Origin of the sequence: Paraburkholderia sp. 40, assembly GCF_050434105.1 — a bacterium.
GTDB lineage: Bacteria > Pseudomonadota > Gammaproteobacteria > Burkholderiales > Burkholderiaceae > Paraburkholderia > Paraburkholderia tuberum.
On the sequence record NZ_JBNPVY010000002.1, the window covers coordinates 1,334,249 to 1,359,319 of the forward strand.

The following is a 25,071-nucleotide window of genomic DNA, read 5'->3' on the forward strand; positions in this document are numbered from 1 at the left end:
CCTTAGTCGTTTTGATCGTGTGGCACTTGCCGCGCGCCCGGCATGATAGCCGCGGACGTCGCCGATGACGTAGCCGCTGAAGCAGACGCAGCCGAAGGCGAGGAAGCCGAAGAAGGCGCCGAGGCAGCCGAAGAAGCCGCCGCCGGATGCCGCGGATCATGCAGCTCATCGATCGACCACCCGCCGCCCAGATCGCCAAACAACGACGCCGCGTGCAGCAAGCGCGATTCCTGCACGTTCAGCGCGGTCTGCCGCGTCGTCAATTGCGTCGCTTGCGCAATCGCGACCGTCGTGTAATCGACGGTGCCCGCCTGGTATTCGTTGAACGCGATCTCCGCGCCACGGTCCGCGTCGCGCACCGCCGTTTCGAGCACGAGCGCCTGCTCGGCGAGAATGCGCAGGCCGGACAGATCGTCCTCGACGTTCTGGAACGCGCCCAGCACCGTGCCGCGATAGTTGGCAACGGCCGCGTCGTAGGCCGCCTTCGCCGCGTCGACATCCGCGCTGCGCAGGCCGCCGTCGAACAGCGTCTCGGTCGCGCTGCCGCCGAGCGACCACACGTAGTTCGCAGCCTTCAGCAGACCGGACAGCGGCGATTGCGTGAATCCGGCCGCGCCCGACAGCGAGATGTCCGGGTAATACGCGGCCACCTCGACGCCGATCGCCGCATTCTGCGCGGCCATCTTGCGCTCGGCGGAGGCGATGTCGGGGCGGCGTTCGAGCAGCGTCGACGGCACGCCGACCGGCACCGAGGGCAGCGCCGGCATCGCGGTGCTATGCGTGATCGACAGCTCTTCCGGGTTCTTGCCGACCAGCACCGCGATCGCATGCGCGTTCTGCGCGCGCGCGACGCCGAGCGCGATCAGATCGGACTTCGCGGTATTCAACTGGCTGCGCGCGGTGATCACGTCGCTCGGCGGAACCGTGCCCGCGCGATCCTGCTCGGTGACGACGTCGAGATAGTGCTGATACGCGACGACCGTTTGCTGCAGCAGGTCGATGTTCGCGTCGCTGGTGCGCAGCTCGATGATCGCGGTCGCGAGCGCGACCTGCTCGGAGAGCGTCGCATTCGCGAGCGTCGCTTCGCTCGACTGCGCGCTCGCGGCGTTTTCCTCGACGGTGCGGCGCACCTGGCCCCACAGGTCCGGCGCCCAGCTCACGTTGCCTTCCAGCGAGCCCGAATTGACGATGCGCGCCGCCGTCCCATTGACGAAGCTTCCCGATGCACTGACCGAACCGCCGCTCGCGCGTTCGCGCGTCGCCGAACCGGTAGCGCCGATGGTCGGAAACAGGGCCGCGTGCGCGGCGCGCACTTCGGCGAGCGCTTGCTGGTAGTTCGCGTAGTCCACGCGCACGGTCTGGTTCGACACCGCGACGAGCGGTTCGAGTTCGTCGATCAACGGATCGTTGAACGCGCTCCACCATGTGCCCTTCGGGCCGGTCGCGTTCGGCTCGGCCTGGGTCCAGCCCGGCAGTTCCGAGTACGTGGCGGGCACGCTGACCTGCGGCCGGTGATAGTCCGGGCCGACCATGCAGCCGGCGTTGAACAGCGCCAGCAGCGCGACGGCGAGCGTCGCGATGCTCGGCAACCCGGCGCGAGATCCTGTCATTCGTTCAGTCGAAATCTTCATCGTCATGCCTTCGTATCCGCTTGTCCCGGCTTCGCGTCGCGGTTCCAGCGCAGCCCCGCGGACCATCCGACCAGCCGTGCACGCAGACGGTCGAGATACAGATAAATCACCGGCGTCGTATAGAGCGTAAACATCTGGCTCAGGATCAGCCCGCCCATCACCGTGATACCGAGCGGCTGGCGCAGCGAGCCGCCCTGGCCCATGCCGATCGCGAGCGGCACCGCGCCGAGCACGGCCGCGAACGTCGTCATCATGATCGGCCGCAGACGGATCAGCGCGGCCGCGTGGATTGCGTCGCGCGCGGGCATCTGTTGCTGGCGCTGCAACTGGATCGCGACGTCGACCATCATGATGCCGTTCTTCTTGACGATTCCGATCAGCAGGATGATGCCGATCATCGCGATCACCGAAAACGGCGTGTCGAAGATCAGCAGCGCGAGCGTCGCGCCGATGCCCGCGGACGGCAGCGTCGACAGAATCGTCAGCGGGTGGATCGAACTCTCGTACAGCACGCCGAGCACGATGTAGACGACGCCGAGCGCCGCGAGAATCAGCAGCGGCACCACGCCCATCGACTGCGAATAGGCCGCCGCCGCGCCCGCGAACGAGCCGTGGATGCTCGCGGGCATGCCGATCTCGCGGATCGTTTCGTTGATCGCCTCGCCCGCCTGGCTCAGCGACCCGCCGGCCGGCAGGTTGAACGAGATCGTCGCGGCGACGAGCCCGCTCTGGTGATTCACCTGCGTCGACGTATGGCTATTCCTATACGAGGTCAGCACCGACAGCGGCACCATCGTTTCGGCAGCCGTGCTGTCCGCGCTACCGGTCGAACTGCCGCCCTTGCTGTTGGCGATGCTGTTGTTGGTCGCGTTCGACTGCGCGTCCGAGTTGCGCGAGTTCGTGTTCGACGACGTGCCGGTCGTGGTCGCGGTAGTCGTCGCCGCCGATACCGTGCCGTGCGGCATCTTTGTCGCGGCCGTGCCGGTCGGGTTGCCGGCGGACGTGCTCAGATAGATCCGGTTCAGCGTCTCTGGATACTGCCAGTACTCAGGCGCGACCTCCATCACGACGAAGTACTGGTTCAGCGGGTTGTAGATCGTCGACACGGTGCGCTGGCCGAACGCGTCGTACAACACGTTGTCGATCTGATTCGGCGCAAAGCCGTAGCGCGCGGCGGTCGCGCGATTGATCGTCAGGTAGGTCTGCAGGCCGTTCTGCTGCAAGTCGGAGTTCACGTCGAGCAGCCGCCCGCGCTCCTTCGACAACGCGGCGACGAGCTTCGGCGTCCACGTGAACAGCGCGGCGGAATCGTCGCTCGTCAGCGTGTACTGGTACTCGGCCGCCGACTGCCGCCCGCCGATACGCAAATCCTGCTGCGCCTGCAGAAAGAGCCGCGCGCCCGACACTTCGTCGAGCTTCGGCCGCAGCCGGTTGACGACCTGGGTGGCCGTTGCGTGCCGCTGCGACAGCGGCTTGAGCTCGATGAACACATTGGCGGTATTGAGCGCGCGCCCGCCGGTAAAGCCCGCCACGGACTGCACCGCCGGATCCCTTTGCACGATCGACTGCAACTGCGCGAGCTTCTTCTGCATCGCCGAAAACGAAATGCTCTGGTCGGCGATGATCTGGCCGATCAGGATGCCGGTGTCCTGCTCGGGGAAGAACGTGGCCGGCACCAGCTTCAGCATGAACACGTTGCCGACCAGCAGCGCGAACAGCAGCAGGATCACCAGCAGCGAATGATCGAGCACGGCCGTGAGCGTGCGTGCGTAGACGTCCTTGAAGCGATCGAACTGCCGCTCGAGCCACCGCGCCCAACGCGCTTTCGAATGACCGGCGTTGTCGCGGCTCAGCACGTACGCGCACATCGCGGGCGTGACCGTCAACGAGATCACCAGCGAAATCAGGATCGCGATCGACAGCGTGATCGCGAACTCATGGAACATCAGTCCGACGATGCCCGGAAACAGGATGATCGGCAGAAACACCGCGATCAGCGACAGGCTCATCGAGATCACCGTGAAGCCGACTTCGCCCGCGCCCTTCAGCGCGGCCTCTTTCGGACTCAACCCCTGCTCCATGTACCGCACGACGTTTTCGAGCACGACGACCGCGTCGTCGACGACGAAGCCGGTGCCGATGGTCAGCGCCATCAGCGACAGATTGTCGATGCTATAGCCGAGCAGATACATCGGCCCAAAGGTACCGACGATCGACAGCGGCAACGCGACCGCCGGCACCAGCGTCGCGCGCGGCGACTGCAGGAAGATGAACACGACGCCGACCACCAGCAGCACCGCGATGAACAGCGTGCGCTCGGTATCGCTGACCGACGAGGTGACCGACTGCGAGCGATCGATCGCGACATCGACGTGCACGCTGCTCGGCAACGTCGCTTCGATCGCGGGCAGCACGTTGCGTATCTGCCGCACGGTGCTGACCACGTTGCTGCCCGGCATCGGATAGACGATCACGAGAATCGCCGACTTGCCGTTGAAGAGCCCCGCGTTGCGGATGTTTTCGTTCGAGTCGCGCACCTGGGCGACGTCGCGCAATTGCACCGGCGCGCCGTCGCGATACGCGACCACCAGATCGCGATACGGCGCCGCGTGCGTGATCTGATCGTTCGAGGTGACCACGTAGCGCTGATCGCCGACGTCGATATGCCCCTTCGCGCTGTCGGCATTGGCCGCACTGATCGCCGCGCGCACGTCTTCCATGCCGATCCCGTAGCTATTGAGCTTGCCCGGCTGCAACTCGACGCGCACGCTCGGCAACGCGCCGCCGCCGAGCGTGATCTGGCCGACGCCCTGCACCTGCGACAGCTGCTGCTGGATCACTGAATCGGCGGAGTCGTAGAGCTGCGCCTTCGTCAGCGTATCGGACGTCAGCGACAGCACCACGATCGGCGCGTCGGCCGGGTTGTACTGGCGGTAGCTCGGATTGCTGCGCAGCGTGGTGGGCAGATCGGCACGCGCGGCCTGGATCGCCGCCTCGACGTCGCGCGCGGCGCCGTTGATGTCGCGCTTCAGACCGAACTCGACGATGATCATCGACGAGCCGACATAGCTGATCGAGGTCAGCTCCGCGACGTCGGCGATCGTCGCGAGCCGCCGCTCGAGCGGCTCGGCCACCGTCGTCGCCATGATGTTCGGGCTCGCGCCGGCCATGTTGGCCTGCACGACGATCACCGGAAACGCGATGTTCGGCAGCGGCGCGACCGGCATGCGGAAATACGCGAGCGTGCCGGAGATCAGGATCGCGATCGCGAGCAGCGTCGTCGCGACCGGCCGCCGGATGAAGATCGCCGGGATGTTCACCGCGTGCCCTCCGCGCCGCCTTCCGGCGGGCGCCCGCCCGGCTCGTCGCCGCCGTTGCGCTTAGCGCGCTCGGCGCGCCAGCGGTTCACGCGCGTGGCCATACGGTCGAAGAACAGATAGATCACCGGCGTCGTGAACAGCGTCAGCACCTGGCTCAGCGTCAGGCCGCCGATGATCGCGAGACCGAGCGGCCGGCGCAGTTCCGAACCGGTGCCGGTGCCGAGCAGCATCGGCAGCGCGCCGAGCATCGCGGCGAGCGTTGTCATCAGGATCGGCCTGAAACGCAGCAGCGACGCTTCGAAGATCGCATCGCGCGGCGCCTTGCCATGATTGCGTTCGGCATCGAGCGCGAAGTCGACCATCATGATCGCGTTCTTCTTGACGATGCCGATCAGGAGCACGATGCCGATGATGCCGATCACGTCGAGATCCATACCCGCGAGCATCAGCGAGAGCAGCGCGCCGATACCGGCCGACGGCAGTGTCGACAGGATCGTGACCGGATGGATGAAGCTCTCGTACAGCACGCCGAGCACGATATACACGGCAACGAGCGCCGCGATCAGCAGATAGACCTCGCTGGAGAGCGAATCCTCGAACGCCGCGGTCGCGCCTTGCAGCGACGACGTGATCGACGGCGGCAGGTCGATCGCCTGCTCGGCCTGGTGTATCTCCTTGACCGCGGTGCTCAACGATGCGCCCTTCGCGAGATTGAACGACACCGTCACCGACGGAAACTGCGCGAGATGGCTGATCACGAGCGGCGCCTTCGCGATCTGGATCTTCGCGATGCCGGAAAGCGGCACCTGACCCGTGCTGCTGGTCTGGCTCGGCAGATACAGATTGCCGATCGACTGCACTGTCGGCATCGTTTCCGGCTTCGCGACCAGAATTACGCGGTACTGGGCCGACTGCTCGAAGATCGTCGACACGATGCGCTGGCCGAGCGCGTCGTACAACGCGTTGTCGATCGTCGCGGGCGTGATGCCGAAGCGCGCGGCCAGTTGCCGGTTCACTTCGACGTTCACGCTGAGGCCGTCGCTATTGAGATCGCTCTGCACGTCCGACAGCGACGGAATCTGCTTCAGGCGCGCGACGAGTTCCGGCACGTACTTCTGGAACGCCTGCTGGCTCGGTCCGCGCAACACGAAGCTGTACTGGTTCGGCAACACGGTCGTGTCGAGCGTCAGGTCCTGCTCGGGCTGCATGAACAGTTTCACGCCGGGCACGTGCGCGACTTCCTGCGCGAGCCGGCGCGCGATTTCCTGCGCGGTGTCCGAGCGCTGGTCGCGCTCGCGCAGATTGATCAGGAAGCGACCGTTGTTCAGCGTCGCATTCGTGCCGTCGATGCCCACGTACGACGTCAGCGACACCACGTCCGGGTCCTTCAGGACCGCGTCGGCGAGCGCGCTCTGGCGCTGCACCATCGCCGCGTACGACACCGAGTTGTCGGCGACGCTGATGCCCTGGATCACGCCGACGTCCTGCACCGGAAACAGTCCCTTCGGAATCACCACATACAGGATGCCGGTCAGCACCACGGTGGCGATCGCGACCATCAGCGTCAGCGTCTGATGATCGAGCACCCAGCGCAGGCCGCGCTCGTAGGCGGCGAGTGTCTTGTCGAACAGGCCCTCGCTGATGCGCTCGAAGCGGCTCGGATGGCGCTCGGCCTGCGCGCGCAGCATCCGCGCGCACAGCATCGGCACCACCGTCAGCGACACGACCGCCGAAATCACGATCGTGACCGCGAGCGTCACCGCGAACTCGCTGAACAGCCGCCCGATCACGCCGCCCATGAACAACAGCGGAATCAGCACCGCGATCAGCGAAATAGTCAGCGACAGGATCGTGAAGCCGATCTGCCCCGCGCCTTCGAGGGCGGCTTCGAGCGGCGACATGCCCTCTTCCAGATAGCGCACGATGTTCTCGATCATCACGATCGAGTCGTCGACCACGAAGCCGGTCGCGATGATCAACGCCATCAGCGACAGGTTGTCGATCGAGTAGTTGAGCTGGTACATCAACGCGAGCGTGCCGATCAGCGAGACCGGCACCGAGATGCTCGGAATCAGCGTGGCGGGCACGTTGCGCAGGAACACGAAGATCACCGCGACGACCAGCACGATCGCGAGAATCAGTTCGAACGCGGCGTCCGCGACCGACGCGCGGATCACGCCGGTGCTGTCCGACACCACGGTCACTTTCATGCCGGCCGGCAGCGTCGATTCGAGCTGCGGCAGCTCCTTCATGATCTGGTTGACCGTCTGGATCACGTTCGCGCCCGGCTGGCGCTGCACGTTCAGCACGATCGCGGGCGAGCCGTTGTACCAGGCGCCGCGCTCGACGTCCTGGGCGGCCTGGCTCACGCGCGCGACGTCGCGCATGAATACGGGCGAGCCGTTCTGGTAGGCGATTACGGTGTCGAGGTAGTCCTTCGGATCGGTGATCTGATCATTGCCGTTGATCGTGTAGTCGAGATCGGGGCCGTCGAAATTGCCTTTCGGCTGGCTCACGTTCACATAGCTCAGCAGCGTGCGCAGATCGTCGATGTTCAGACCGTAGGCGGCGAGCTTGTGTGGGTCGGCTTCGACGCGGATCGCGGGCACGTTGCCGCCGCTCGTCGTCACGACGCCGACGCCCGCCACTTCCGAGATCTTCGTGCCGAGGCGGTTGTTCGCGACGTCCTCCAGTTGCGTCAGCGACATCGACTTCGAGGTGACCGCGAGCGTCAGAATGGGCTGGTCGGCGGGATTGACCTTTGCGTAGGTCGGCGGCGCCGGCAAGCCAGACGGCAGATAGCTGTTCGCCGCGTTGATCGCCTGCTGCACGTTCTGCTCGGCGATGTCGAGGTTCAGCGACAGATCGAACTGCAGCGTGATCACCGACGCCCCGTCCGAACTGTACGAGGTCATCTGCTGCAGGCCCGGAATCTCGCCGAGTTGCACTTCGAGCGGCGCGGTCACGGTGGTCGCCATCACCGTCGGGCTCGCGCCCGGATAAAAGGTCTGCACCTGAATCGTCGGATAGTCGACGTTCGGCAGCGACGACACCGGCAGCACGCGCATCGCGATCAGACCGACGAGCACGAGCGCGATCATCAGCAGCAGCGTCGCGACCGGGCGAAGAATGAAAAGGCGGGAAATGTTCATCGGCGCGGGGGTCCGTTACGACGAGGCGGCTTCGGACGCGGCGGCGGGCGCCTTCGGGCCGGTGGCGGACGTGTCGGCGGCGGACGTGCCGGTCGCGGACGCGCCGCTCGCCGCGGCGGCGGACTTCGGATGCGCCGGCTGGATCTTCGCGCCGTCGTTCAGACGATCCGTGCCGTCCGTCACGACCTGGTTGCCGGCCGCGAGTCCCGACACGATCACCGTGTTCTTGCCGTCGCTCGGTCCGAGCTTGACCTTGTGCACGGACACCGTGCTGTCCGGATTGACCAGATAGACGAAGTCGCCCGGCGCGCCGGACTGTACCGCGGCGGTCGGCACGAGCACCGCGTTCTGCATCGTGTCGACGAGCAGCTTCACGTTGACGAACTCGTTCGGGAACAGCGTTTCGTCGTCGTTCGCGAAGGTCGCGCGCAAGGTGACGGTGCCGGTCGCGGTCGCCATCTGGTTGCTGACCGCGTACAGCGTGCCGGTCGCGATCTCGCGCGAGTTATCGCTCGAATACGCGATGACCGGCAGCTTCGCGCCGGTGGCGAGACGCTGCACGATCGACGCGAGCGAATCCTGCGGCACCGTGAACTGCACCGTGGTCGGCTTCACGGTCGTGATGACGACGATGCCGGTCGACGACGACGCGGTCACGTAGTTGCCCGGATCGACGAGCCGCAAGCCGACCTTGCCCGCGATCGGCGCGGTGATGCGGCAATAGGCGAGGTCGAGATCGAATTGGGCGATGTTGGCGAGGTCGACCTTCACCGCCGCTTCGTCCTGCAGCACGAGGAATTGCTGATCCGCGAAGGTTTGCTGCGCGATCGACTTGCGTTCGTTCAACTGCGTATAGCGCTCGAGATCGGCGCGCGCCTGCGCGAGCGACGCGCGGTCTTTCGCGAGCGTCGCTTCCGCCTGCTGCTTGCTGATCTGATACTGGCGCGGATCGATCTGCGCGAGGAACTGGCCTTTTTGCACCTCCTGGCCTTCGTGATAGCCGACTTCGGTCAGATAGCCGCTCAGCTGCGGCAGCACGGTCACGGTTGCGATCGGCGTGACGGTGCCGAGCTCGCTCAGCGTGACCGGCATCGAACCGAGCGTCGCCTGCGCGACGGTGACGACGATCGCCGCGTTCTCGCGCACCGGCTTCTTGCGCGTCAGCAGATGAACCACGACGAGCGCGACCAGCAGGAGCACGACAACCGCGAAGATGATCAGCCCGCGTCGGGAACGCTTTGGCGGCGGGGACACGGTTTCGCTCATGTTGATCTCCGGGAACGGATATTGGTGCTGATACTCGGTTGGAAGCTCGTCCGCCGACGGGACTGCGCAAAAGTGCCATGGTTCACGCGCGTTGTCATCAGTCGAAGGCCTCCGGACGCGTTGTTATGAAGACGTAAGGAAGTCGGGCAAGGGCTTGAATACGGGCATGCGTGAATGTAACCGGCTTGCGCCGGCCTTGAGTTACAGGGGTGCAACATGTTGGCCGGTGGAAGAGTCCGGGGCATCGATCGGGCGGCACGTGGGGGCGGACACCCGCATGGGCCGAGTTATGGGCGCGGCGGGACATCGCAATATGCGGTAACAGACGACAGCCAACTGACAACCGGGCCGTGCGTCCAGAGTCGTCACAATCGTCCGCTATCATCGCGAGCCAGCGTCGCGCGCGCAGCGACTGTCACGACACCCCACAACCTCGCCCCGATGTCCATCACCGTCAATTTCCCAGCCGAAGTCCGCGACTGGATCGCCGCCAACCTTTCGCGCGGCGTCGCGCCCCAAGCGATCGTCAACGAACTGGTGAGCCGCGGCAACGCGGCCGAGCTCGCGTCGGCGATGGTCGATGCGGTCGCATCGGCGTTCCTGTACGGTATGGCGCTGCCCGGCGACAAGCTCGAAGTCGGCAGCGCGCCGCTCAGCTACCAGCCCGAGCCGCTGCGCGTGCCCGACGGTCCGCTGATCCAACTCGGCGAGCGCAAGGTGCGCGTGCTGTCGCGGCTGCAACGACCGGCCGCCGTGCACATCGCCAATTTCCTGAGTACCGGTGAATGCGAGCAGCTGATCGCGCTCGCACAGCCGCGGCTCGACCGGTCGGCCGTCGTCGATCCAGTGACCGGCCGCGATATGATCGCCGGTCATCGCAGCAGTCACGGGATGTTTTTCCGTTTGGGCGAGACGCCGTTGATCTCGCGCATCGAGGCGCGCATCGCGGAACTCACGGCAACGCCGGTCGAGAACGGCGAAGGCCTGCAAATGCTGCACTATGAGGAAGGCGCGGAGTCGACGCCGCACGTCGACTATCTAATGACGAGCAACGAAGCGAATCGCGAGTCGATCGCGCGCAGCGGCCAGCGCATGGGCACGCTGCTGATGTATCTGAAAGATGTCGAAGGCGGCGGTGAGACGGTGTTTCCGCAGCTTGGCTGGTCGGTCGCACCGCAGCGCGGGCACGCGCTCTACTTCGAATATGGGAACCGCTTTGGGCTGTGCGATCCGAGTTCGCTGCATGCGAGCACGCCGCTGCGTTCGGGAGACAAGTGGGTGGCTACCAAATGGATTCGCACGCGGCGGTTTGTGCCGCGCAATCAGGCTTGAGAAGTCAGGCCTGAAAGGCAACGCGTGTCGAGGTGAAAAGAGCGTGCTGTCTGTCCGCGAGCGTGGAAAAACATTCGAACGACTCGCGCGAGCCGTTGTCAGCTTCGCGCTGCTAGCCGAGGCGGGTTGCAGCGCGAAGCCAGTGCGAGTAGTGGCGCGTCAGACGCCGCGCCCTCGAAGCAAGGTAATCAGAACTGCTCGATCCACGTGGCGAGGCGATCGGCGGCGAACTCGCTACCGCGCTGCGCCGGCCGGAACGCGATCGCATCGCCTTCACTTGCCGGCTGCAGGGCAACGTCATTGCCGTCGAGCCACAGAAGGCTCGCCAGCCATACCGCGTGCCCGCTCGACACCGCGTTGTTGCCCGGCTCCGCGAGAAACTCCGCGAGTGTGGCCGGCTGGTCGCACACGAGACCATCGCCTTCGCGGCGCACATTGATGCCCGCCTCGGAAAATGCCCCGGCCAGCGCCGTCAGCGCGTCGCTCGCGGTCACGCTCGCGCTGCCGTGACGGTTGCGCAGCGTGGCGAGGTGCGCGGCCACCGTATGACCGAACGCGCCGCTGCGGGCACTCTCGGCCGCGATCAGATCGGAGTAGTCCTGCAGCAGCCAGTCCGGCTCGGAGTTCGGCACGTCGGCGAGTACCGCTGCGGCGAGATACGTCTCGACCGGCTGAAAGCGCTCGGGCCCGATCAGCGTGGCCGACAGCGAACGCAACAGACCGATGCGAGTGGCGACCACCTGCTTTTGCAGCACGCCCAGCTTCTCGCGCACCAGCGTATCGCGCTCCTTGCGCAGCTCGGCAAGCTCGAGCGCCTGCTTCAGCTCCATGCGCAGCGCCGTGATGTCCCAAGGCTTCTTGATGTAGCGATGGATATGACCGAGGTTGACGGCCGCGACGGTCTGATCGATTTCCGAATACGCGGTGGTCAGAATCCGCACGACATGCGGAAAGCGCTCGCTCGCATAGCGCAGCAGCTCGTTGCCGAACTCGCCCGGCATACGCTGGTCGGAGACCAGCACCCCCACCCTGTCGCCGTGCTCGTCGAGCAGCGCCTTGCCCTCTTCCACCGAGCCGCCAGTCAGGACCGGCGCCAGGCTTCCGATGGCACGCTGGAAGTACTTTACGGCGGTAGCTTCGTCATCGACGAAAATGATCGCCGGCGCCAACTCCTCTGTGGCTTTTGCTTCGTTCATCAACAACTCCTGTGCGTTTGACCTTTGATTTGGGGGAAATCCAGCACTACGGTGGTGCCTCCCCACGACGTGGACTCGATCCTGAGTCCGCCGCCACAGGACTGCATGACACGGTTGCATAGAATCAGGCCCAAGCCGTTCCCCCCGGATTTCGCGTGCGTTGTAATTGGGTCCGTCAACAGGCGGTCTTTGATCTCGGGCGGAATTCCCGGCCCGTTGTCGCAGATGCCGATGCTCGGGTGGGGTTCCATTGTCACGGTAAAGCGCACCGACGGTGACGGCACATCCGCGAGCGCGCGCAACGCGTTGGACAACAGCGACGACAGCACGAGCGCCACGCAATTCGGTTGCGTGAGCACGGCAAAGTCGCTGTCGACGTCGACCTGCACCCACGAGCGCTGCGCGGTCGTAAACGGATACGTATCGAGCAACGCCGAGATCAGCCCATGCGCGGTACTCTCGATGCGCGCCTCGTCGCCCTCCAGTTGCCGGCGCCGCCCGTTGTGGACCGAGCGCCAGAAGGACGACACCACCGCCATGCAGTACTGCGCGCTCTCGCGCATCGATTTCGCGGCGCCGAGAATCTCGCCTTCTGCATCGCGCTCCGCGTCGATGCGATCTTCGATGCTGTGCGCGTTCAACGCGATCGCCGCGAGCGGCGTGTTCAGTTCGTGCGCGATGAACGCCAGGGTTTCGTCGATGGCGATCAGGCGCTGATTCTGCATCGTGCGTTCGTGGTAACGATCAAACGCCAGTTGCAGCGTATCGCGCACTGCCGCCGGCTTCAGCGGCTTTTCGAGGATGCGGAACACCTCGCCGGTGTTGACCGTCTGCAATAACATCTCGACGTCTGCATAAGCAGTGACCAGAATCCGCACGATGTGCGGATATTCCAGCGCCACCTGGCGCAGCAGGTCGCCACCGTCACGCCCCGGCATGCGGAAGTCCGTGACCAGCACCGCGATGCGGGCGTTGTCCTGCTCCAGGATAGCGATCGCCTCGTCGCTGCTCGTCGCGAGCAGGACCTCGTAATCGGCACCTACGGTGCGCGCGAAATATTTACAGGCCAACTCTTCGTCATCGACGTAGAGAAGAGTGGGCTGTGTCTGTCGGATGTCATTCATGGTATTTCTCAGGGTGCGGGCGACAGATCGAAACTGAATGACGCCCAACTTCCCTGCTCGCTCTCAGCAAACAGCAGGCCGCCATGACGCTCGATCACCGCATAGCTGATCGACAGCCCAAGGCCCAGGCCTTGTCCCACTTCGCGGGTGGTAAAAAATGGCTCGAACACGCGCGCGAGATGCTCCGGCGCGATGCCCGGCCCGTTGTCTCTTACCGTCACATGCAGGCGGTCTTCGGTCCAACTGACGTTGACATGAATCGCCGGCGCGGGCGTGCCCGCCTTGCGCATCGCCAGCACCGCATTCGACAGCAGGTTGATCAGCACGCCGATGATGGCCGCCTCGTCGCCCTGCACCAGCGTATCCGCGGGCAGCTCTCGCGTGACGGTGACGCCGCGCAATTCATGCCCGACGAGCCGGATCGCCGAATCGAGCGCCTTTTCGAACAGGAACGGCGTGCCCAGCTCCGCCTCGGCGCCGGGCTTGCGATACGCGAACGTCTTCAGGTCCGACACGATGTGCTGGATCCGCTGCATGCCCTGCCGCGCATCGACCAGACATTCCTGCAGCGTCGGCTCCTTCTTCGAGATCGGCTCTTCCAGCGCAACCTCGATTGCCATCAGACAGAAGTTCACCGGATTGTTCACTTCATGCAGCAGGCCGGCCGCGAGCGTACCGATCGCCGCCATTTTTTCCTGCTGCAGCAGTTGGCCCTTGATGTCGAGCAACTGCCGATTGATCACTTCGAGTTCGGCGTTCTTCGCGGAGACCTCCGCGTTTTTCTCGGACACCTCGGCCTTCAGGCGAAACAGCATGAAGCGCACGCGTTCGTTGAAAAACGTGTAGACGGCACTTGCGGCAGCGGCGAACAGAAGTAGCAGAACATTGACGGTCATCGTGCCGAGCGGCACGCCGTCATGCGGAGGCAACAGGCAGGCCAGCAGATACAGAAAGCAGGACAGCACGCCGAACACGAGGTTTTGCCACAGGCCGAATGGCAACGCAATGCCGGACGCAAAGATGGCCAGATTCAGGCCCATGTAGTAGGGCGACAGAACACCATCGGTGCGCCAGATCATCCATGAAATCATCGCCTGCGGCAGCAGCAGCCAGGACAGCGTCAGCCATGGAGTAAGCCGCCGCCCCATGCTGGTGTCGAGCAAGGCGATGATACCGCCGATCATCAACGACACGAGCAGGCGCGCGAGCGCGAAAGACGTCTGATACTGCGGATACTGCGCGTAATCCAGCCCCACGCCGAGCAGCACGAGCGCAATCGCTGTGCACGCGCCGCCCCGGCTGAACGTGACGCGAAAGTCGGCCAGCTCGGTTTGATAGCCGCTCTGCAGGGGACTGGTAGTCATGGACAGGGATGTCGACACGGTTTCAGAGGATCGTGGCTTCCGCGAACACATTCACCCCGGTCTCGTCGACGTAGAGCTTCTGGTCAGTGGAGTTGGCGGGAAGCAGCGAGCTCATGCCGCTTTCGTTCCGATAAATCAGATACCACTCGAGCAGATGCTCCATCCCGTACTTCTCCGGATTCGCCGAATGGACGTTGGTGACCAGCAACTGGCCGCCAGCTCGGGTGCGAGCGGCGAAGTAACTCAGGAGACGCGCGCAGACCTTGTCCGACAGATAGTCGAACAGACCCGCGCAGTACACTGCGTCGAATTCGCGCGCGGAGGGGTCCGTTGAAATTTTACGCTTGAGCAGATCGTGCACCGACTGATGCACCATTTGCACCGAGGCTTTATGGCCCGCGGCATTCGCCGAGCTTTCGATCGCGTCCTTCGTAAACGCCAGCGTTTCCTCGCTGAAGTCGACCAGCTCGAACGACAGCAGCTCCGGATGCGGATATTCGCGCGCGAAGCGCTGGATCTCGAAAGCGGGCCCGCAACCGACGTTGAGGACGCGGAACGGCCTGCCGGCAGCGCGCGCCGCTTCGGCCTGACGCGTCAGAAAGTCGATCAGCAGCGTGATGCGGTTACGGTGCGCAGTTGCGACCGCCGCGTGCAGGAACGCGGTATTGACGATCTGGAAGTATGTGGTCGGTCCCTGCTGCGGATCGCTGAGGATCTGGTTGACCATCTCGTAGTCGCCGGCATAGCCGAGCGGCTTGGTGAACGTCCGGTAGACGAATGGCGCGCGCAGCAGCAACGGATGCAGTGCCGCTTGCGCATACGTGCGATGCACGGGTGCGATCTCGGCGTCGACGCGCTCGGCCTCTTCCTCCAGGCGGTCGAGGAAGAACTTGATCTTGAGCATGATCGGCGTGGCGAGCTCGTAGAACAGGTCCTCGCGCAGCCTGCCTTCTCCGGTCTTCGGCAAGCTCTCGGTCAGGTCGACCTGCTCCACCCAGCGCGACACTTCCGACAGGAACGCGCGCATCTCGTTCACGACGATCTGATAGTCGCGCCGGATATTGAAGCGCGCGTCCCAGTCGCTAATAAAGAGTTCTGCTTCCCGGCCCACCGACTTCGCTTCATTGGGCAGAACGCTAAGCTCGCGCCATTCGTCGATGAGTGCCAGCGAAACCACCGCGGTCAGACCGGTGTTCACCAGACTCACCACCACGGCCTTGCCGAGATAGGCATTCTTGGTGCCCATGCGCACGCTCAGCTCGCTTAACACCTCGCTGACCTGCACGATGGAATAGGGGTTATAGACCTCCATGACCAAAGACTTTCTCTGGAGGTTAATGATCGTCCCACGCACGTGCTCGCGCTGCGAGTTGCGGAAGCTGACCACCGGGTCGATTTGCGTTTGAGAGTACACGGTATTAGTACCTGAGGAATCCGGGAACGCAGCAGGGTGTTGGAGAAGTCCTGTGAATGGCTGCCGCACACACGACACCGGCGACAAGTCGTGGACGCGTTTCAAACCACAGTTGAGCTGGAAACACCAAAGCCCTTTGCCAGAATGGCTCCAGCGGGTTGCAGTGTAACATCAACACGTTCAATTCTGACTGAGGTTAAATTCAGGATGAAACGTATATGCAAGGATTTCTCGCGAGCATGTCCGTGCCGTGGAAAGCCGTTTTTGCAAAGAACCATTTGAAGCGAGTGGGCGAGCGCGCGGGTGCAATCGCCGACAATTCGTTTCTCGACAACGACTTGCAATCGCATTGCCACGATGGCGGCACGATCCGCTATTGAGGGGGTGCGTTACTTGTGCCTTTCTGATCTATGCCCTTTGGATATGCCCCGTGCATTCGCCGAATAAGCCTTTTTTGTTTTAACGCAATTCGCGTCCGGCGCGGCAAACGTTTTTATTTTAGAGTTCGGCGCGAGTACCGTCGACAATCGAGCGGCTCGCGCACTCGTTGACTCATTCGTGCAAGGCCAAACCTTTCACGGCCTTATCGACGGCTTTCTTCGGTCCGTGCAGTGCGAGACCGACGAGATCGAGATTCGCCGCGTCCCCGGCGCGAAAGACTGCGCGATTCGCCGCGTCATGCCCCGTCGAAAACATCGCGTGCACATACGGCACGATTCTGAGCTCGCGCGACAGCGCCTGCCGATGCGCGCCCTGTAGACCGGGCCGGTCGGCGGCGAACACCATCATCGGCTGGCCGAGCATGCGGCCGTAGCGGTGCCCGGCGGCATCCTCGTAGGGCTCGCCCAGCGCATCGGGCGCCGCGGCCGCGACACCGGTCGCGAGGAACGCGACCACATTGAGCTTCTGCCAGACCGCGAGATCGCTGCGCACGATCAGCGCCACTTTGGTATCGAACATGATGACTCCTCGTTGAGCCGTTCATGATCGACGATGCCGCGCGATCAGTCTGGAACGTTTGTGCACATCTGCCGGTACGCCGCCGGCGTCATGCGGTACGCCCGACGAAACCAGCGGCCGAGATGGCTCTGATCCGCGAAGCCGACTTCGGCGGCGACCTGCGCGGGCGTGCGGCCGGTTGCGAGCAGGCGCCGCGCGGCGCGCAGGCGCAAGCGCACCAGATACGCGTGCGGCGAGGTGCCGAATGCGCGCTGAAACAGACGCGTCAACCTGAACCGGTCGATGCCGGCAACTTCGGCGAGTTCGTCGAGCCCGAGATTGCCGTCCATGTGTTCGTGCAACAGATCGCGCACCCGCGTGATCGCAGGCGACGCAGCGGGGTCGCCGGTCAGCGGCGCATCGCGCAGCTGGGCGCCGAGTTGCAGCAGCAGACGATCGAGCGTCTGGTCGCGCGCGAGCCGCCCCTCGTTGCCGTAAATCGCGGCGAAGGCCTGGCCGATCGCATCGATGAGCGCACGGTCGTCGACCAGCGTATGGCCGAACGCCGCCTCGACGCCGGCCAGTCCCGGCAGATCGAGCCGCCGCGCCGCGCGCTCGACCCAGGCTTGCGGCAGATACAGCATCGCGTAGGTGAAGCCGGCCGCCTCTGGCGCGTGACCGTCGTGCAGCGCGCCGGGCTCGATCAGGATCGCGCGGCCCGGCACGCTCGTGTGCAACGACCGATGACACTGGAAGCGTTGCACGCCCTGCTCCGTATAGCCGATCAACATGTCGTCGTGATCGTGCGGATCGTAGGCGTGGCCGCCGAAATGCGCGCGCAGGCTCTCGATGCCGGTTTCGGCATCGCGGCGGGCGATTAGCCAGTTGGCGGGACTGAGTGGAGTGGGCATGGGTTGGAGCTGGCGGGCAGCGGGCGATGCGGCCAGCGGATAGTGTACGGCAGCGGGGGAACCGGGTTGGGCCAACGCCCCGTCGGCGAAACGTCCTCACAATGTCAGTGCAACTCAACCGCTCGTCGCCGACCAGAACGACGATGCCAACGACCGTTCCTGTCGACGAAGGCAACCAGCGTCACGGCTTTTTCGAACGCGGAGGCCGTGCGTTGACGAACGGGTTATAGCCGCGCGAACCCGCCGGCCGATCCTGTTCGGTCGCGCGGCGGCGCTTGCTGGATCGTCCGTCGCCCGACAATTGCGCAAGCAGTTCTTGCGATTCGGACTCCGACTCCGCGTCCGTTTCATCCACCGGCGGCGCGGTTTTTTTGCGTCGCGCGGTTTTTGGCTGCGCAGCTTTCTCGTCCGTATCCGGCGCGACGCCCGCGATGTGTTCGATCACGGTCATGAACGATGCCGATGCCGATCGGACAGGTTGTCCAGGCAGCATCGTCAGCGCGACGATTTCGTGCAGTGAACGACCGTCGACGGAGCGGCCCTCCACCGTGTCATGCCAGTCGACATCCGCTTGCGCGAAGGCGCCGATCACACGTTCGAGCACGGCCGGCGACAGGACGCCGCCGTCGTACAACCGGATGACGACGCGTTCGAACATCTGGAGCGGGGCGATGCCCGTTGTTTTCGACGCCACGTTTTGTCATCCGGTTGGTTTCTCTTCCAGTATCAGCCAGCAAATCACATGCCGATGTGGCGAGTAACTCATCGTGATCGCCGAATACGGCGTGCACGAGGCGTGAATCATGCTCGCATGCAGGAAATCGGCCCGCTTGCACAAGCAGGGCGTCGCCGGTCGAGCCATATCGACCGCGCCGTCGTAGCAAATTAGAGAGAACCGTCGATCGAGCCGCGGGACGTCATCACGGCCTTGTCATATGGCGTTGGGAAGATCGCGGCGCCAGCCAGGCCCGCGACGTCGAGCGGTCTTGAGTCTTGCGGCACAGAAAAAAACGACGACCGACAACCCACACGACGCAACGACCATGAAAAGAAGCGCCTCGACACTCGCCGGTTTGGGAGTCATGCTTTCGCTCGCCGCTTGCGGCCCCGACAATGTCAGCTCGCCCGCCACCGGCTCGAGTGCCAGCGCGAATACCAGCACCAGCGTCACCGCGACGGGCATCGCCGCCGCCGGCGCGCCCATCGTCGGCGTCACCGTCACGGTGACGGACAGCGACGGGAAGAGCACCCAGTCGAGCCTCACCGACGCGACCGGCAAGTTCACCGTGTCGATGACGGGCAAGGCGCCGTTCGTGCTGACCGCGCCATTCAACGATGCGGACGGCACGCCGGCCACCCTGTCCGCGGTCATCGATCCCGCGCCCGCGTCGTCGGGTGCGGCCGTCTCCGTGGTCGCCAATCTGAATCCGCTGACGTCGCTGCTCACGCAGCGCGTGCTGGGGATCGTGCCCAATGGCGCGCCGACCAGCGCGCAGATCGCGTCGGCGAAGATCTCCGCGAGCAGCATCGCCCAGGCCGACGCGGCCGTCGCGGGCGCGTTGCAGCCACTGTTCAGCGCGTTCAACGTGCCGGTCAATACCGTCGCGGACCCGATCGGCACGCCCTATCAGGCGAATGCGAGTAACCCGCTCGACAACCTGTTCGATATCGCGCGCTTCACGGTGCACGCCGGCACGGTCGCCGCCGGTGTCGACGCCAGCCGCGCGCAGGTTTCGATCCCGCCCACCGGCGCGGTCTCCGGCGCGATGCCGGCCGCCGCCGTGACCTCGGCGCTCGCGTTGAGCAACAGCGCGACCACGACGCCGATTCAGCACGTCATCGTCGTGGTCGGCGAGAACCAGACTTTCGACGGCCTGTTCGGCGGCTACGTCGCGCCGGCCGGCCAGACGGTCAAGAACCTGCTGTCGGAAGGCATCATCAACGCGGACGGCACGCCGGGTCCGAACTTCGCGCAGGCTGCCCAGAACCAGGGCACGACGCAAACGGCCTACACGATCAACCCGACGCGCGGCGCAGCGTACGCGACTCTGCCGCAGCCGGAACAGATCGGCATCGAAAACCTCCAGACCTTCACGACCGGCGGCGGCACGGCCGACACGCGCTTCCCGGCCACGCTGCCTAACGGCCCGTTCCAGATCACCAGGTACGTACCGTACGCGCAGCAGGTCACGGCCGTCGCGCCCTTGCTGACGCTCTACGCGATGACCGGCGACCCGGTCCATCGCTTCTTCCAGATGTGGCAGCAAACCGGCGCCGACAACAGCAAGCACGACATGTTCACGTGGGTGGCCACCACGGTCGGCCAGGGTGGCGACACGACCGGCATCACGCCGCAGAATCCGTCGCAGGGCGGCGAACTGATGGGCTTCATGAACATGTCGACCGGCGATGCGCCGTATTTCCAGTCACTCGCGCAAACCTACGCGGTTAGCGACAACTATCACCAGTCGATCATGGGCGGCACCGGCGCGAACTTCTTCTCGATCGCGACGGCCGACGAGCCGTACTTCAACACGGCCGGCACGGTCGCAACGCCGCCGGCCAACCAGATCGAAAATCCTGACCCGATGGCGCAAACGGCGAACTTCTACACGCAGGACGGCTACGAAGGCGGCTCCTACGTGAACTGTTCCGATGCGAGCCAGGCCGGCGTGTCAGCCATTCTCAACTTCCTCGCCGCGAAGAAGGTCGCAAGCAATTGCGACGCGGGCAAGTACTATCTCGTCAACAACTACAACCCCGGTTATGACCTGAACGGCAACGTCCAGCCGATCGGTCCGAACAACTACAACTACCCGCCGCAGACCGTGCCCACCATCGCCGAGGCGCTGGCCGCCAAGGGCGTGTCGTGGAAGTGGTATACGGGCGGGCGCACCACCAGCGACCTTGCAGCTGAAACCCAGCTGCTGGAACTCGCGGACGGGTTGCCGGCGGCGCAGGCGGCGGCGCTTGCACAGTCGGCGCAGTACAACGTCATCGGCGACCCGCTGGTCGCGTCGAGCAAGGTGATGGGCACGCCCGCGCTGAAGGCGAACCTGACCGATCTGACGACGTTCGCCAACGACATCAAGAACAGCACGCTGCCCGCGGTGTCGTTCGTCGTGCCGAAGAACCTCGACAGCGGTCACCCCGGCTATTCGGCACCGGCCACCTATGAGGCGTTCCTGAAGACCGTGATCGCCAACGTCCAGGCCAATCCGACGCTGTGGGCGCATACGGCGATCCTGATCACCACCGACGAAGGCGGCGGCCACTTCGACACCGGCGCGATCCAGAACCTCGATTTCTTCGGCGACGGTCCGCGCATTCCGATGCTCGTGGTGTCGCCATATGCCCGCAAGGGGATGGTCGACCACACGTACTACGATCATGCGTCGGTGCTCAAATTCATCGAACGCAACTGGCGCCTGCAGCCGCTGTCGACGCGTAGCCGCGACCGTCTGCCGAATCCGGTCACCTCGACGCAAAGCCCGTATCTGCCGATCAACACGACTTCGATCGGCGACCTGATGGCGATGTTCAATTTCTGATCGACGAGAGCATCGAAAAAACGGTGGTGCCTTCGCTCCACCGTCTTCCGTTGAAACGACGCACGCATGCAGATGATTCGAGATTGCTTCAAAGTGGCGAGTGGATTGGGCGCCGCAACGATTGCCGCCTTCGCCGCCTTCACGCTGGGTGCGAGCTTTTCAGCCACGGCACAAGCACCGTCGAGCAATGGACTGACGGCCGCCGCGGGCGGCTTTGCCGCGGCATCGAAAGCGGTGCCCAAGGCGGCCGCCAAAGTCTCGGTGCAAAGATGGGTGCGCTACCCCGCGAGCCCTGCCGCGTTGAGCCAGCGGGCCGAACTTGGCAAACAGATATTCTTCGACGCGTCGCTATCGGCCTCGGGAAAGATGTCATGCGCGAGCTGCCATAGTCCCGAGCACGCCTACGGTCCACCGAACGGCCTTGCCGTGCAACTGGGCGGCGCCGACATGCGCCAGCCGGGCACGCGTTCGGTGCCGTCGCTGCGCTATCTGAGCTTCACGCCGTTGTTCAGCCGGCACTTCTATACGCCCGCCTCGGAAGATACCGAGGACGAGGGACCGACGGGCGGCTTCATGCGCGACGGCGCCGCCGCATCGTTGCACGATCAGGCGTCGATGCCGCTGCTCAATCCGAACGAGATGGCCAACCGCAGCGCGGCCGAAGTCGTCGCGAAGCTGCGGCACAGCGCTTATGCCGACACCTTCAGAAAAGTCTTCGGCGCCCAGGTCTTCTCGCAGACGGACAAGGCATTCGCGCACATCGGCGAAGCACTCGAAGCGTTTCAGGCCGAAGACATGAGCTTCCATCCGTACACGAGCAAGTTCGATGCGGCGATGTTGGGCAATGCGGACTTCACGGCGCAGGAGCTGCGCGGCTACGCGCTGTTCAACAACCCCGACAAGGGCAATTGCGCAAAATGCCATCTGGACGCGCCCGGGCCCGGTGGACGGCCGGCGCAATTCGCCGACTTTTCGTTCATTGCGCTCGGGGTGCCGCGCAACCCGGAAATTCCGGCCAATCGCGATCCGACGTATTTCGACCTTGGCCTGTGCGGCCCCTATCGCTCGGATCTGGCAAAGGAAACCGGCTTCTGCGGCATGTTCAAGTCACCGACGCTGCGCAACGTTGCGACGCGCTCGGTGTTTTTCCACAACGGCCGCTTTCATAAGCTTGAGGACGCGATGCGCTTCTATGTCGAGCGCGATACCAATCCGGGAAAGTGGTATCCGAAGGGGGCCAACGGCAAAGTCGACAAATTCGACGATCTGCCGCGCCGCTATCGCAACAACGTCGACTTCGCGGATGCGCCGATGGATCGGAGGCTCGGCGGCAAGCCCGCGCTGAACGAGGCCGAGATTCGCGACGTCATCGCATTCCTGCAGACGCTGAACGACGGCTATTCGGTCACGCCGGGCGGGCCGAAAGCGCTGGTGCGATAGCGGGGTTTGTTCGTAGCGAAACCAACGGAACGCCGGGGAAAGACGTAATCGAGTTGGCGATATCGGTCTATGCGAGCAGCAGTAGCGCATCCGCCAGTGACAGCACCGTTGTGCGTGAATCGAATGCGGTAGAAAACAGATGCTCGTGGACCACCTGGTCCGGGTCGTAACAGCAATCCTTCACCGAATACAGGCGGAAGTCCGCGTCGCTGGCGTACGCGACCGAGGAGAGCACGACTCCGGTCGACGCGATGCCGACCATGATCAGCGAATCGATACCTTGCCCGGAAAGCTTCGCCTCCAGATCGGTGCCGAAGAACACGCTCGCACGATGCGCGATGACGAGCGGTTCGTTGGCCTGCTGGCCCAACTCTGGCGCGGTCCGGTCTGCGAGGAAGAGGCCAAGACTTTTGATTCCCTGCCCATTCCTGTTCAACGGGCTGACTTCCGGATAGCCCGGACTGAACCTGAGGTTGGCGAAATAGACGCTGACGCCTTTGGCCCGGGCCGCGTCGCATAAGCTGCGCGTATTGGCGAGCAACGCGGGCGCGACCGACGGAAAGAGTCCGAGAATGTCGGTCTGGTAGTGCATGACGACAAGCGCGGTTCGCGATGGTGCGATGGCCGGAATCCGTGCACTCGTGCGCGTGACGCCGAGCCCGTCGTTTGCAATGCCGTCGGAACCTGCGTTGGTTGTCATTACGCCACCTTTATCCGGGTTCCACGTCCTGTTGTCGGAGCAGCCGCTTCGATGCCGTGGAAATCATACTTCATCGCATCGCGCGGGCGATCATCGATTCCGTCCGGACGCATACCCCACTTCAACGGCCCTGCCCGCTTGCTACACTATGTGTACAAAGGCCGCCGGCGCTCCCGCAAGGGTAATGAACCGCCTGCGACGCAACTTCGCAAAAAAACAGAGGATGAGCATCGAAATGACGCTTTCGACGAGAAAATTTGGTCGTACCGGCTGGAACGTGTCGGAAATCGGTTTTGGGGCATGGGCGATCGGCGGCTCGTGGGGCAGTGTTGCGGAAGATGACGCCAAGGCCGCGCTAAATGCCGCGCTCGATAACGGTGTCACGTTCATCGACACGGCCGATGTCTACGGCGATGGTCGCTCCGAACGGATCATCCGCGACGTGCTGCGGCAACGAGGCGGCGAACGTCCGATTGTCGCCACCAAGCTCGGGCGCCGACTCGACCCGCATGTGACCAGCGGCTATCTGAACAAGCGCGAGCTCGAAGCTTTCATCGACCGGAGTCGCTCGAATCTCGGCGTCGACACGCTCGACCTGATCCAGCTGCATTGCCCGCCGACGGAGGTTTACTACCGTCCCGAGGTGTTCGACGCAATGGACGACTTCGTCGCCGCCGGCAAGATCCGCTACTACGGCGTGTCGGTCGAAAAGGTGGAAGAGGCGCTGAAGGCGATCGAATATCCGAACGTGGTTTCGGTGCAGATCATCTACAACATGTTCCGTCAGCGTCCATCCGATCTGTTCTTCAGGCAAGCGCAAAAGAGAGACGTTGCGGTCATCGCGCGAGTGCCTCTGGCCAGCGGCATGCTCACGGGCAAGATGTCCGCGGATTCGACTTTTGCATCAGACGACCATCGTGCATTCAATCGGCATGGCGAGGCGTTCGACGTCGGCGAAACGTTCTCCGGGGTGCCCTACGACGTCGCGTTGCAAGCGGTCGACGAACTGCGCGGCCTGGTACCCGTGAACGCCTCCATGGCGCAGCTGGCTCTGCGCTGGATCCTGATGGAGGATGCCGTCTCCGTCATCATCCCGGGCAGCAAAAACGCGGCCCAGGCGGCGTCGAACGTCTCGGCCGCGGGCCTCGCGCCGCTGTCCGACGAGGTAATGCAACGGGTCCGGGATGTCTATCAGCGCCATATCGCGCCGCACGTCCACCAGCGCTGGTAAAGGCAACGCGGTGGCGGCTTCGCGGTGGGCGCATTCGACATGCAGGGAGCACTCGGAATAAATTGTGTTTGTACCTCGACTCTGGAGAACCTCATGACAGACATCGCACTTGCACGCAAAGATGCTTGCCTCGCAGTGGTTCATGCGGTACTGACGGACTTGAGCGACGACAGCAATCTGATCGGCGCGGCTCTACGTGTTGCGGACTACCTCGTAGATGATCTCGAAGGCAAGATCACCGAGACCGACGCCATACTGCTTGCTGTCACCGCGCTAACCAAGGTCAATCGCGCGATTCGTGAGTGGAACGACGTGGACGGCAACTCGATGGACGCGATGAGAGTCGCGGATTTCGTCATCGATGAACAAATGAACGGGTACGACAGCGCGACCATTCCACATCAACCGACTTCGTCGGCGGCAAGAATCGAGGCGCGAGCGGCCGCCGTGATCCGGCCGACGGGGTCCGCGGTGCGGCCTGTTCACCACTGAGTTTCGTA

At 64.1% G+C, this 25,071-nt stretch carries 18 protein-coding genes; 6 read left to right on the top strand and 12 right to left on the bottom strand.

What is annotated here, in order from left to right; genetic code table 11:
- Positions 1-2: 2 nt before the first annotated feature.
- The 4 genes from OKW28_RS07430 to OKW28_RS07445 are packed head-to-tail and all read right to left on the bottom strand — an operon-like array spanning position 3 to position 9,369.
- Positions 3-1,637 carry an efflux transporter outer membrane subunit gene (locus OKW28_RS07430; protein WP_429444412.1) on the bottom strand — a complete coding sequence of 545 codons (1,635 nt, stop codon included), beginning with the start codon at positions 1,635-1,637 and terminating at the stop codon, positions 3-5.
- Complete coding sequence (locus OKW28_RS07435) at positions 1,634-4,951, bottom strand: efflux RND transporter permease subunit (RefSeq protein ID WP_429444414.1); 3,318 nt, start codon at positions 4,949-4,951, stop codon at positions 1,634-1,636. The genes OKW28_RS07430 and OKW28_RS07435 overlap by 4 nt, the downstream gene beginning before the upstream one ends.
- Positions 4,948-8,103, bottom strand: coding sequence for an efflux RND transporter permease subunit (locus tag OKW28_RS07440; RefSeq protein WP_429444416.1), 3,156 nt, complete (start codon positions 8,101-8,103; stop codon positions 4,948-4,950). The genes OKW28_RS07435 and OKW28_RS07440 overlap by 4 nt, the downstream gene beginning before the upstream one ends.
- 15 nt (positions 8,104-8,118) lie before the next feature.
- Positions 8,119-9,369: an efflux RND transporter periplasmic adaptor subunit gene (locus tag OKW28_RS07445; RefSeq protein WP_429444418.1), complete on the bottom strand. Its 1,251-nt coding sequence runs from the start codon at positions 9,367-9,369 to the stop codon at positions 8,119-8,121.
- A gap of 441 nt (positions 9,370-9,810) precedes the next feature.
- On the opposite strand from OKW28_RS07445, the gene OKW28_RS07450 reads away from it, so the two are divergent.
- On the top strand, positions 9,811-10,701 hold the full coding sequence (locus tag OKW28_RS07450) for a 2OG-Fe(II) oxygenase (protein ID WP_429444420.1): 891 nt from the start codon (positions 9,811-9,813) through the stop codon (positions 10,699-10,701).
- Positions 10,702-10,889: 188 nt separating this feature from the next.
- Here the strand turns inward: OKW28_RS07450 and OKW28_RS07455 are convergent, their stop codons facing one another.
- The 4 genes from OKW28_RS07455 to OKW28_RS07470 are packed head-to-tail and all read right to left on the bottom strand — an operon-like array spanning position 10,890 to position 15,799.
- Positions 10,890-11,897 (bottom strand): response regulator, encoded by a 1,008-nt coding sequence (locus tag OKW28_RS07455; protein WP_429444422.1) that lies wholly within the window; start codon positions 11,895-11,897, stop codon positions 10,890-10,892.
- Complete coding sequence (locus OKW28_RS07460; RefSeq protein ID WP_429444424.1) at positions 11,897-13,021, bottom strand: ATP-binding protein; 1,125 nt, start codon at positions 13,019-13,021, stop codon at positions 11,897-11,899. The genes OKW28_RS07455 and OKW28_RS07460 overlap by 1 nt, the downstream gene beginning before the upstream one ends.
- An 8-nt stretch (positions 13,022-13,029) precedes the next feature.
- The gene (locus tag OKW28_RS07465) at positions 13,030-14,385 is read right to left on the bottom strand and encodes a sensor histidine kinase (RefSeq protein WP_429444426.1); all 1,356 of its coding nucleotides are present in this window, start codon (positions 14,383-14,385) and stop codon (positions 13,030-13,032) included.
- Between the two features lie 22 nt (positions 14,386-14,407).
- The gene (locus OKW28_RS07470; protein WP_429444428.1) at positions 14,408-15,799 is read right to left on the bottom strand and encodes a class I SAM-dependent methyltransferase; all 1,392 of its coding nucleotides are present in this window, start codon (positions 15,797-15,799) and stop codon (positions 14,408-14,410) included.
- Between the two features lie 218 nt (positions 15,800-16,017).
- Here OKW28_RS07470 and OKW28_RS07475 point away from each other — a divergent pair, with 218 nt between their 5' ends.
- The gene (locus tag OKW28_RS07475) at positions 16,018-16,179 is read left to right on the top strand and encodes a hypothetical protein (protein ID WP_429444430.1); all 162 of its coding nucleotides are present in this window, start codon (positions 16,018-16,020) and stop codon (positions 16,177-16,179) included.
- A gap of 172 nt (positions 16,180-16,351) precedes the next feature.
- On the opposite strand, the gene OKW28_RS07480 is transcribed toward OKW28_RS07475, so the two are convergent.
- The 3 genes from OKW28_RS07480 to OKW28_RS07490 form a co-directional block, all read right to left on the bottom strand.
- On the bottom strand, positions 16,352-16,759 hold the full coding sequence (locus OKW28_RS07480; RefSeq protein ID WP_429444432.1) for a DUF2000 family protein: 408 nt from the start codon (positions 16,757-16,759) through the stop codon (positions 16,352-16,354).
- 44 nt (positions 16,760-16,803) lie between these two features.
- Positions 16,804-17,649: a helix-turn-helix domain-containing protein gene (locus tag OKW28_RS07485; protein WP_429444434.1), complete on the bottom strand. Its 846-nt coding sequence runs from the start codon at positions 17,647-17,649 to the stop codon at positions 16,804-16,806.
- Between the two features lie 181 nt (positions 17,650-17,830).
- Positions 17,831-18,343 carry a hypothetical protein gene (locus OKW28_RS07490; RefSeq protein ID WP_429444436.1) on the bottom strand — a complete coding sequence of 171 codons (513 nt, stop codon included), beginning with the start codon at positions 18,341-18,343 and terminating at the stop codon, positions 17,831-17,833.
- 349 nt (positions 18,344-18,692) lie between these two features.
- Here OKW28_RS07490 and OKW28_RS07495 point away from each other — a divergent pair, with 349 nt between their 5' ends.
- Both OKW28_RS07495 and OKW28_RS07500 read left to right on the top strand, forming a co-directional pair.
- The gene (locus OKW28_RS07495; protein WP_429444438.1) at positions 18,693-21,200 is read left to right on the top strand and encodes an alkaline phosphatase family protein; all 2,508 of its coding nucleotides are present in this window, start codon (positions 18,693-18,695) and stop codon (positions 21,198-21,200) included.
- 66 nt (positions 21,201-21,266) lie between these two features.
- The gene (locus OKW28_RS07500) at positions 21,267-22,640 is read left to right on the top strand and encodes a cytochrome-c peroxidase (protein WP_429444440.1); all 1,374 of its coding nucleotides are present in this window, start codon (positions 21,267-21,269) and stop codon (positions 22,638-22,640) included.
- Between the two features lie 67 nt (positions 22,641-22,707).
- Here the strand turns inward: OKW28_RS07500 and OKW28_RS07505 are convergent, their stop codons facing one another.
- Positions 22,708-23,340, bottom strand: coding sequence for an isochorismatase family cysteine hydrolase (locus OKW28_RS07505; RefSeq protein ID WP_429444442.1), 633 nt, complete (start codon positions 23,338-23,340; stop codon positions 22,708-22,710).
- Between the two features lie 235 nt (positions 23,341-23,575).
- Here OKW28_RS07505 and OKW28_RS07510 point away from each other — a divergent pair, with 235 nt between their 5' ends.
- Together OKW28_RS07510 and OKW28_RS07515 are read left to right on the top strand one after the other, a co-directional pair.
- On the top strand, positions 23,576-24,571 hold the full coding sequence (locus tag OKW28_RS07510) for an aldo/keto reductase (protein WP_429444444.1): 996 nt from the start codon (positions 23,576-23,578) through the stop codon (positions 24,569-24,571).
- Between the two features lie 93 nt (positions 24,572-24,664).
- Complete coding sequence (locus OKW28_RS07515) at positions 24,665-25,063, top strand: hypothetical protein (RefSeq protein WP_429444446.1); 399 nt, start codon at positions 24,665-24,667, stop codon at positions 25,061-25,063.
- The last annotated feature ends 8 nt before the right edge of the window (positions 25,064-25,071 follow it).

Bases quoted from the DNA above. Each gene is read 5' to 3' on its own strand.
- OKW28_RS07475 (WP_429444430.1), top strand. From the start codon at position 16,018: ATGCAAGGATTTCTCGCGAGCATGTCCGTGCCGTGGAAAGCCGTTTTT.
- OKW28_RS07465 (WP_429444426.1), bottom strand. From the start codon at position 14,385: ATGACTACCAGTCCCCTGCAGAGCGGCTATCAAACCGAGCTGGCCGAC.
- OKW28_RS07450 (WP_429444420.1), top strand. From the start codon at position 9,811: ATGTCCATCACCGTCAATTTCCCAGCCGAAGTCCGCGACTGGATCGCC.
- OKW28_RS07480 (WP_429444432.1), bottom strand. From the start codon at position 16,759: ATGTTCGATACCAAAGTGGCGCTGATCGTGCGCAGCGATCTCGCGGTC.
- OKW28_RS07460 (WP_429444424.1), bottom strand. From the start codon at position 13,021: ATGAATGACATCCGACAGACACAGCCCACTCTTCTCTACGTCGATGAC.
- OKW28_RS07455 (WP_429444422.1), bottom strand. From the start codon at position 11,897: ATGAACGAAGCAAAAGCCACAGAGGAGTTGGCGCCGGCGATCATTTTC.
- OKW28_RS07445 (WP_429444418.1), bottom strand. From the start codon at position 9,369: ATGAGCGAAACCGTGTCCCCGCCGCCAAAGCGTTCCCGACGCGGGCTG.
- OKW28_RS07500 (WP_429444440.1), top strand. From the start codon at position 21,267: ATGCAGATGATTCGAGATTGCTTCAAAGTGGCGAGTGGATTGGGCGCC.
- OKW28_RS07505 (WP_429444442.1), bottom strand. From the start codon at position 23,340: ATGACAACCAACGCAGGTTCCGACGGCATTGCAAACGACGGGCTCGGC.
- OKW28_RS07510 (WP_429444444.1), top strand. From the start codon at position 23,576: ATGACGCTTTCGACGAGAAAATTTGGTCGTACCGGCTGGAACGTGTCG.
- OKW28_RS07440 (WP_429444416.1), bottom strand. From the start codon at position 8,103: ATGAACATTTCCCGCCTTTTCATTCTTCGCCCGGTCGCGACGCTGCTG.
- OKW28_RS07430 (WP_429444412.1), bottom strand. From the start codon at position 1,637: ATGACGATGAAGATTTCGACTGAACGAATGACAGGATCTCGCGCCGGG.
- OKW28_RS07515 (WP_429444446.1), top strand. From the start codon at position 24,665: ATGACAGACATCGCACTTGCACGCAAAGATGCTTGCCTCGCAGTGGTT.
- OKW28_RS07485 (WP_429444434.1), bottom strand. From the start codon at position 17,649: ATGCCCACTCCACTCAGTCCCGCCAACTGGCTAATCGCCCGCCGCGAT.
- OKW28_RS07495 (WP_429444438.1), top strand. From the start codon at position 18,693: ATGAAAAGAAGCGCCTCGACACTCGCCGGTTTGGGAGTCATGCTTTCG.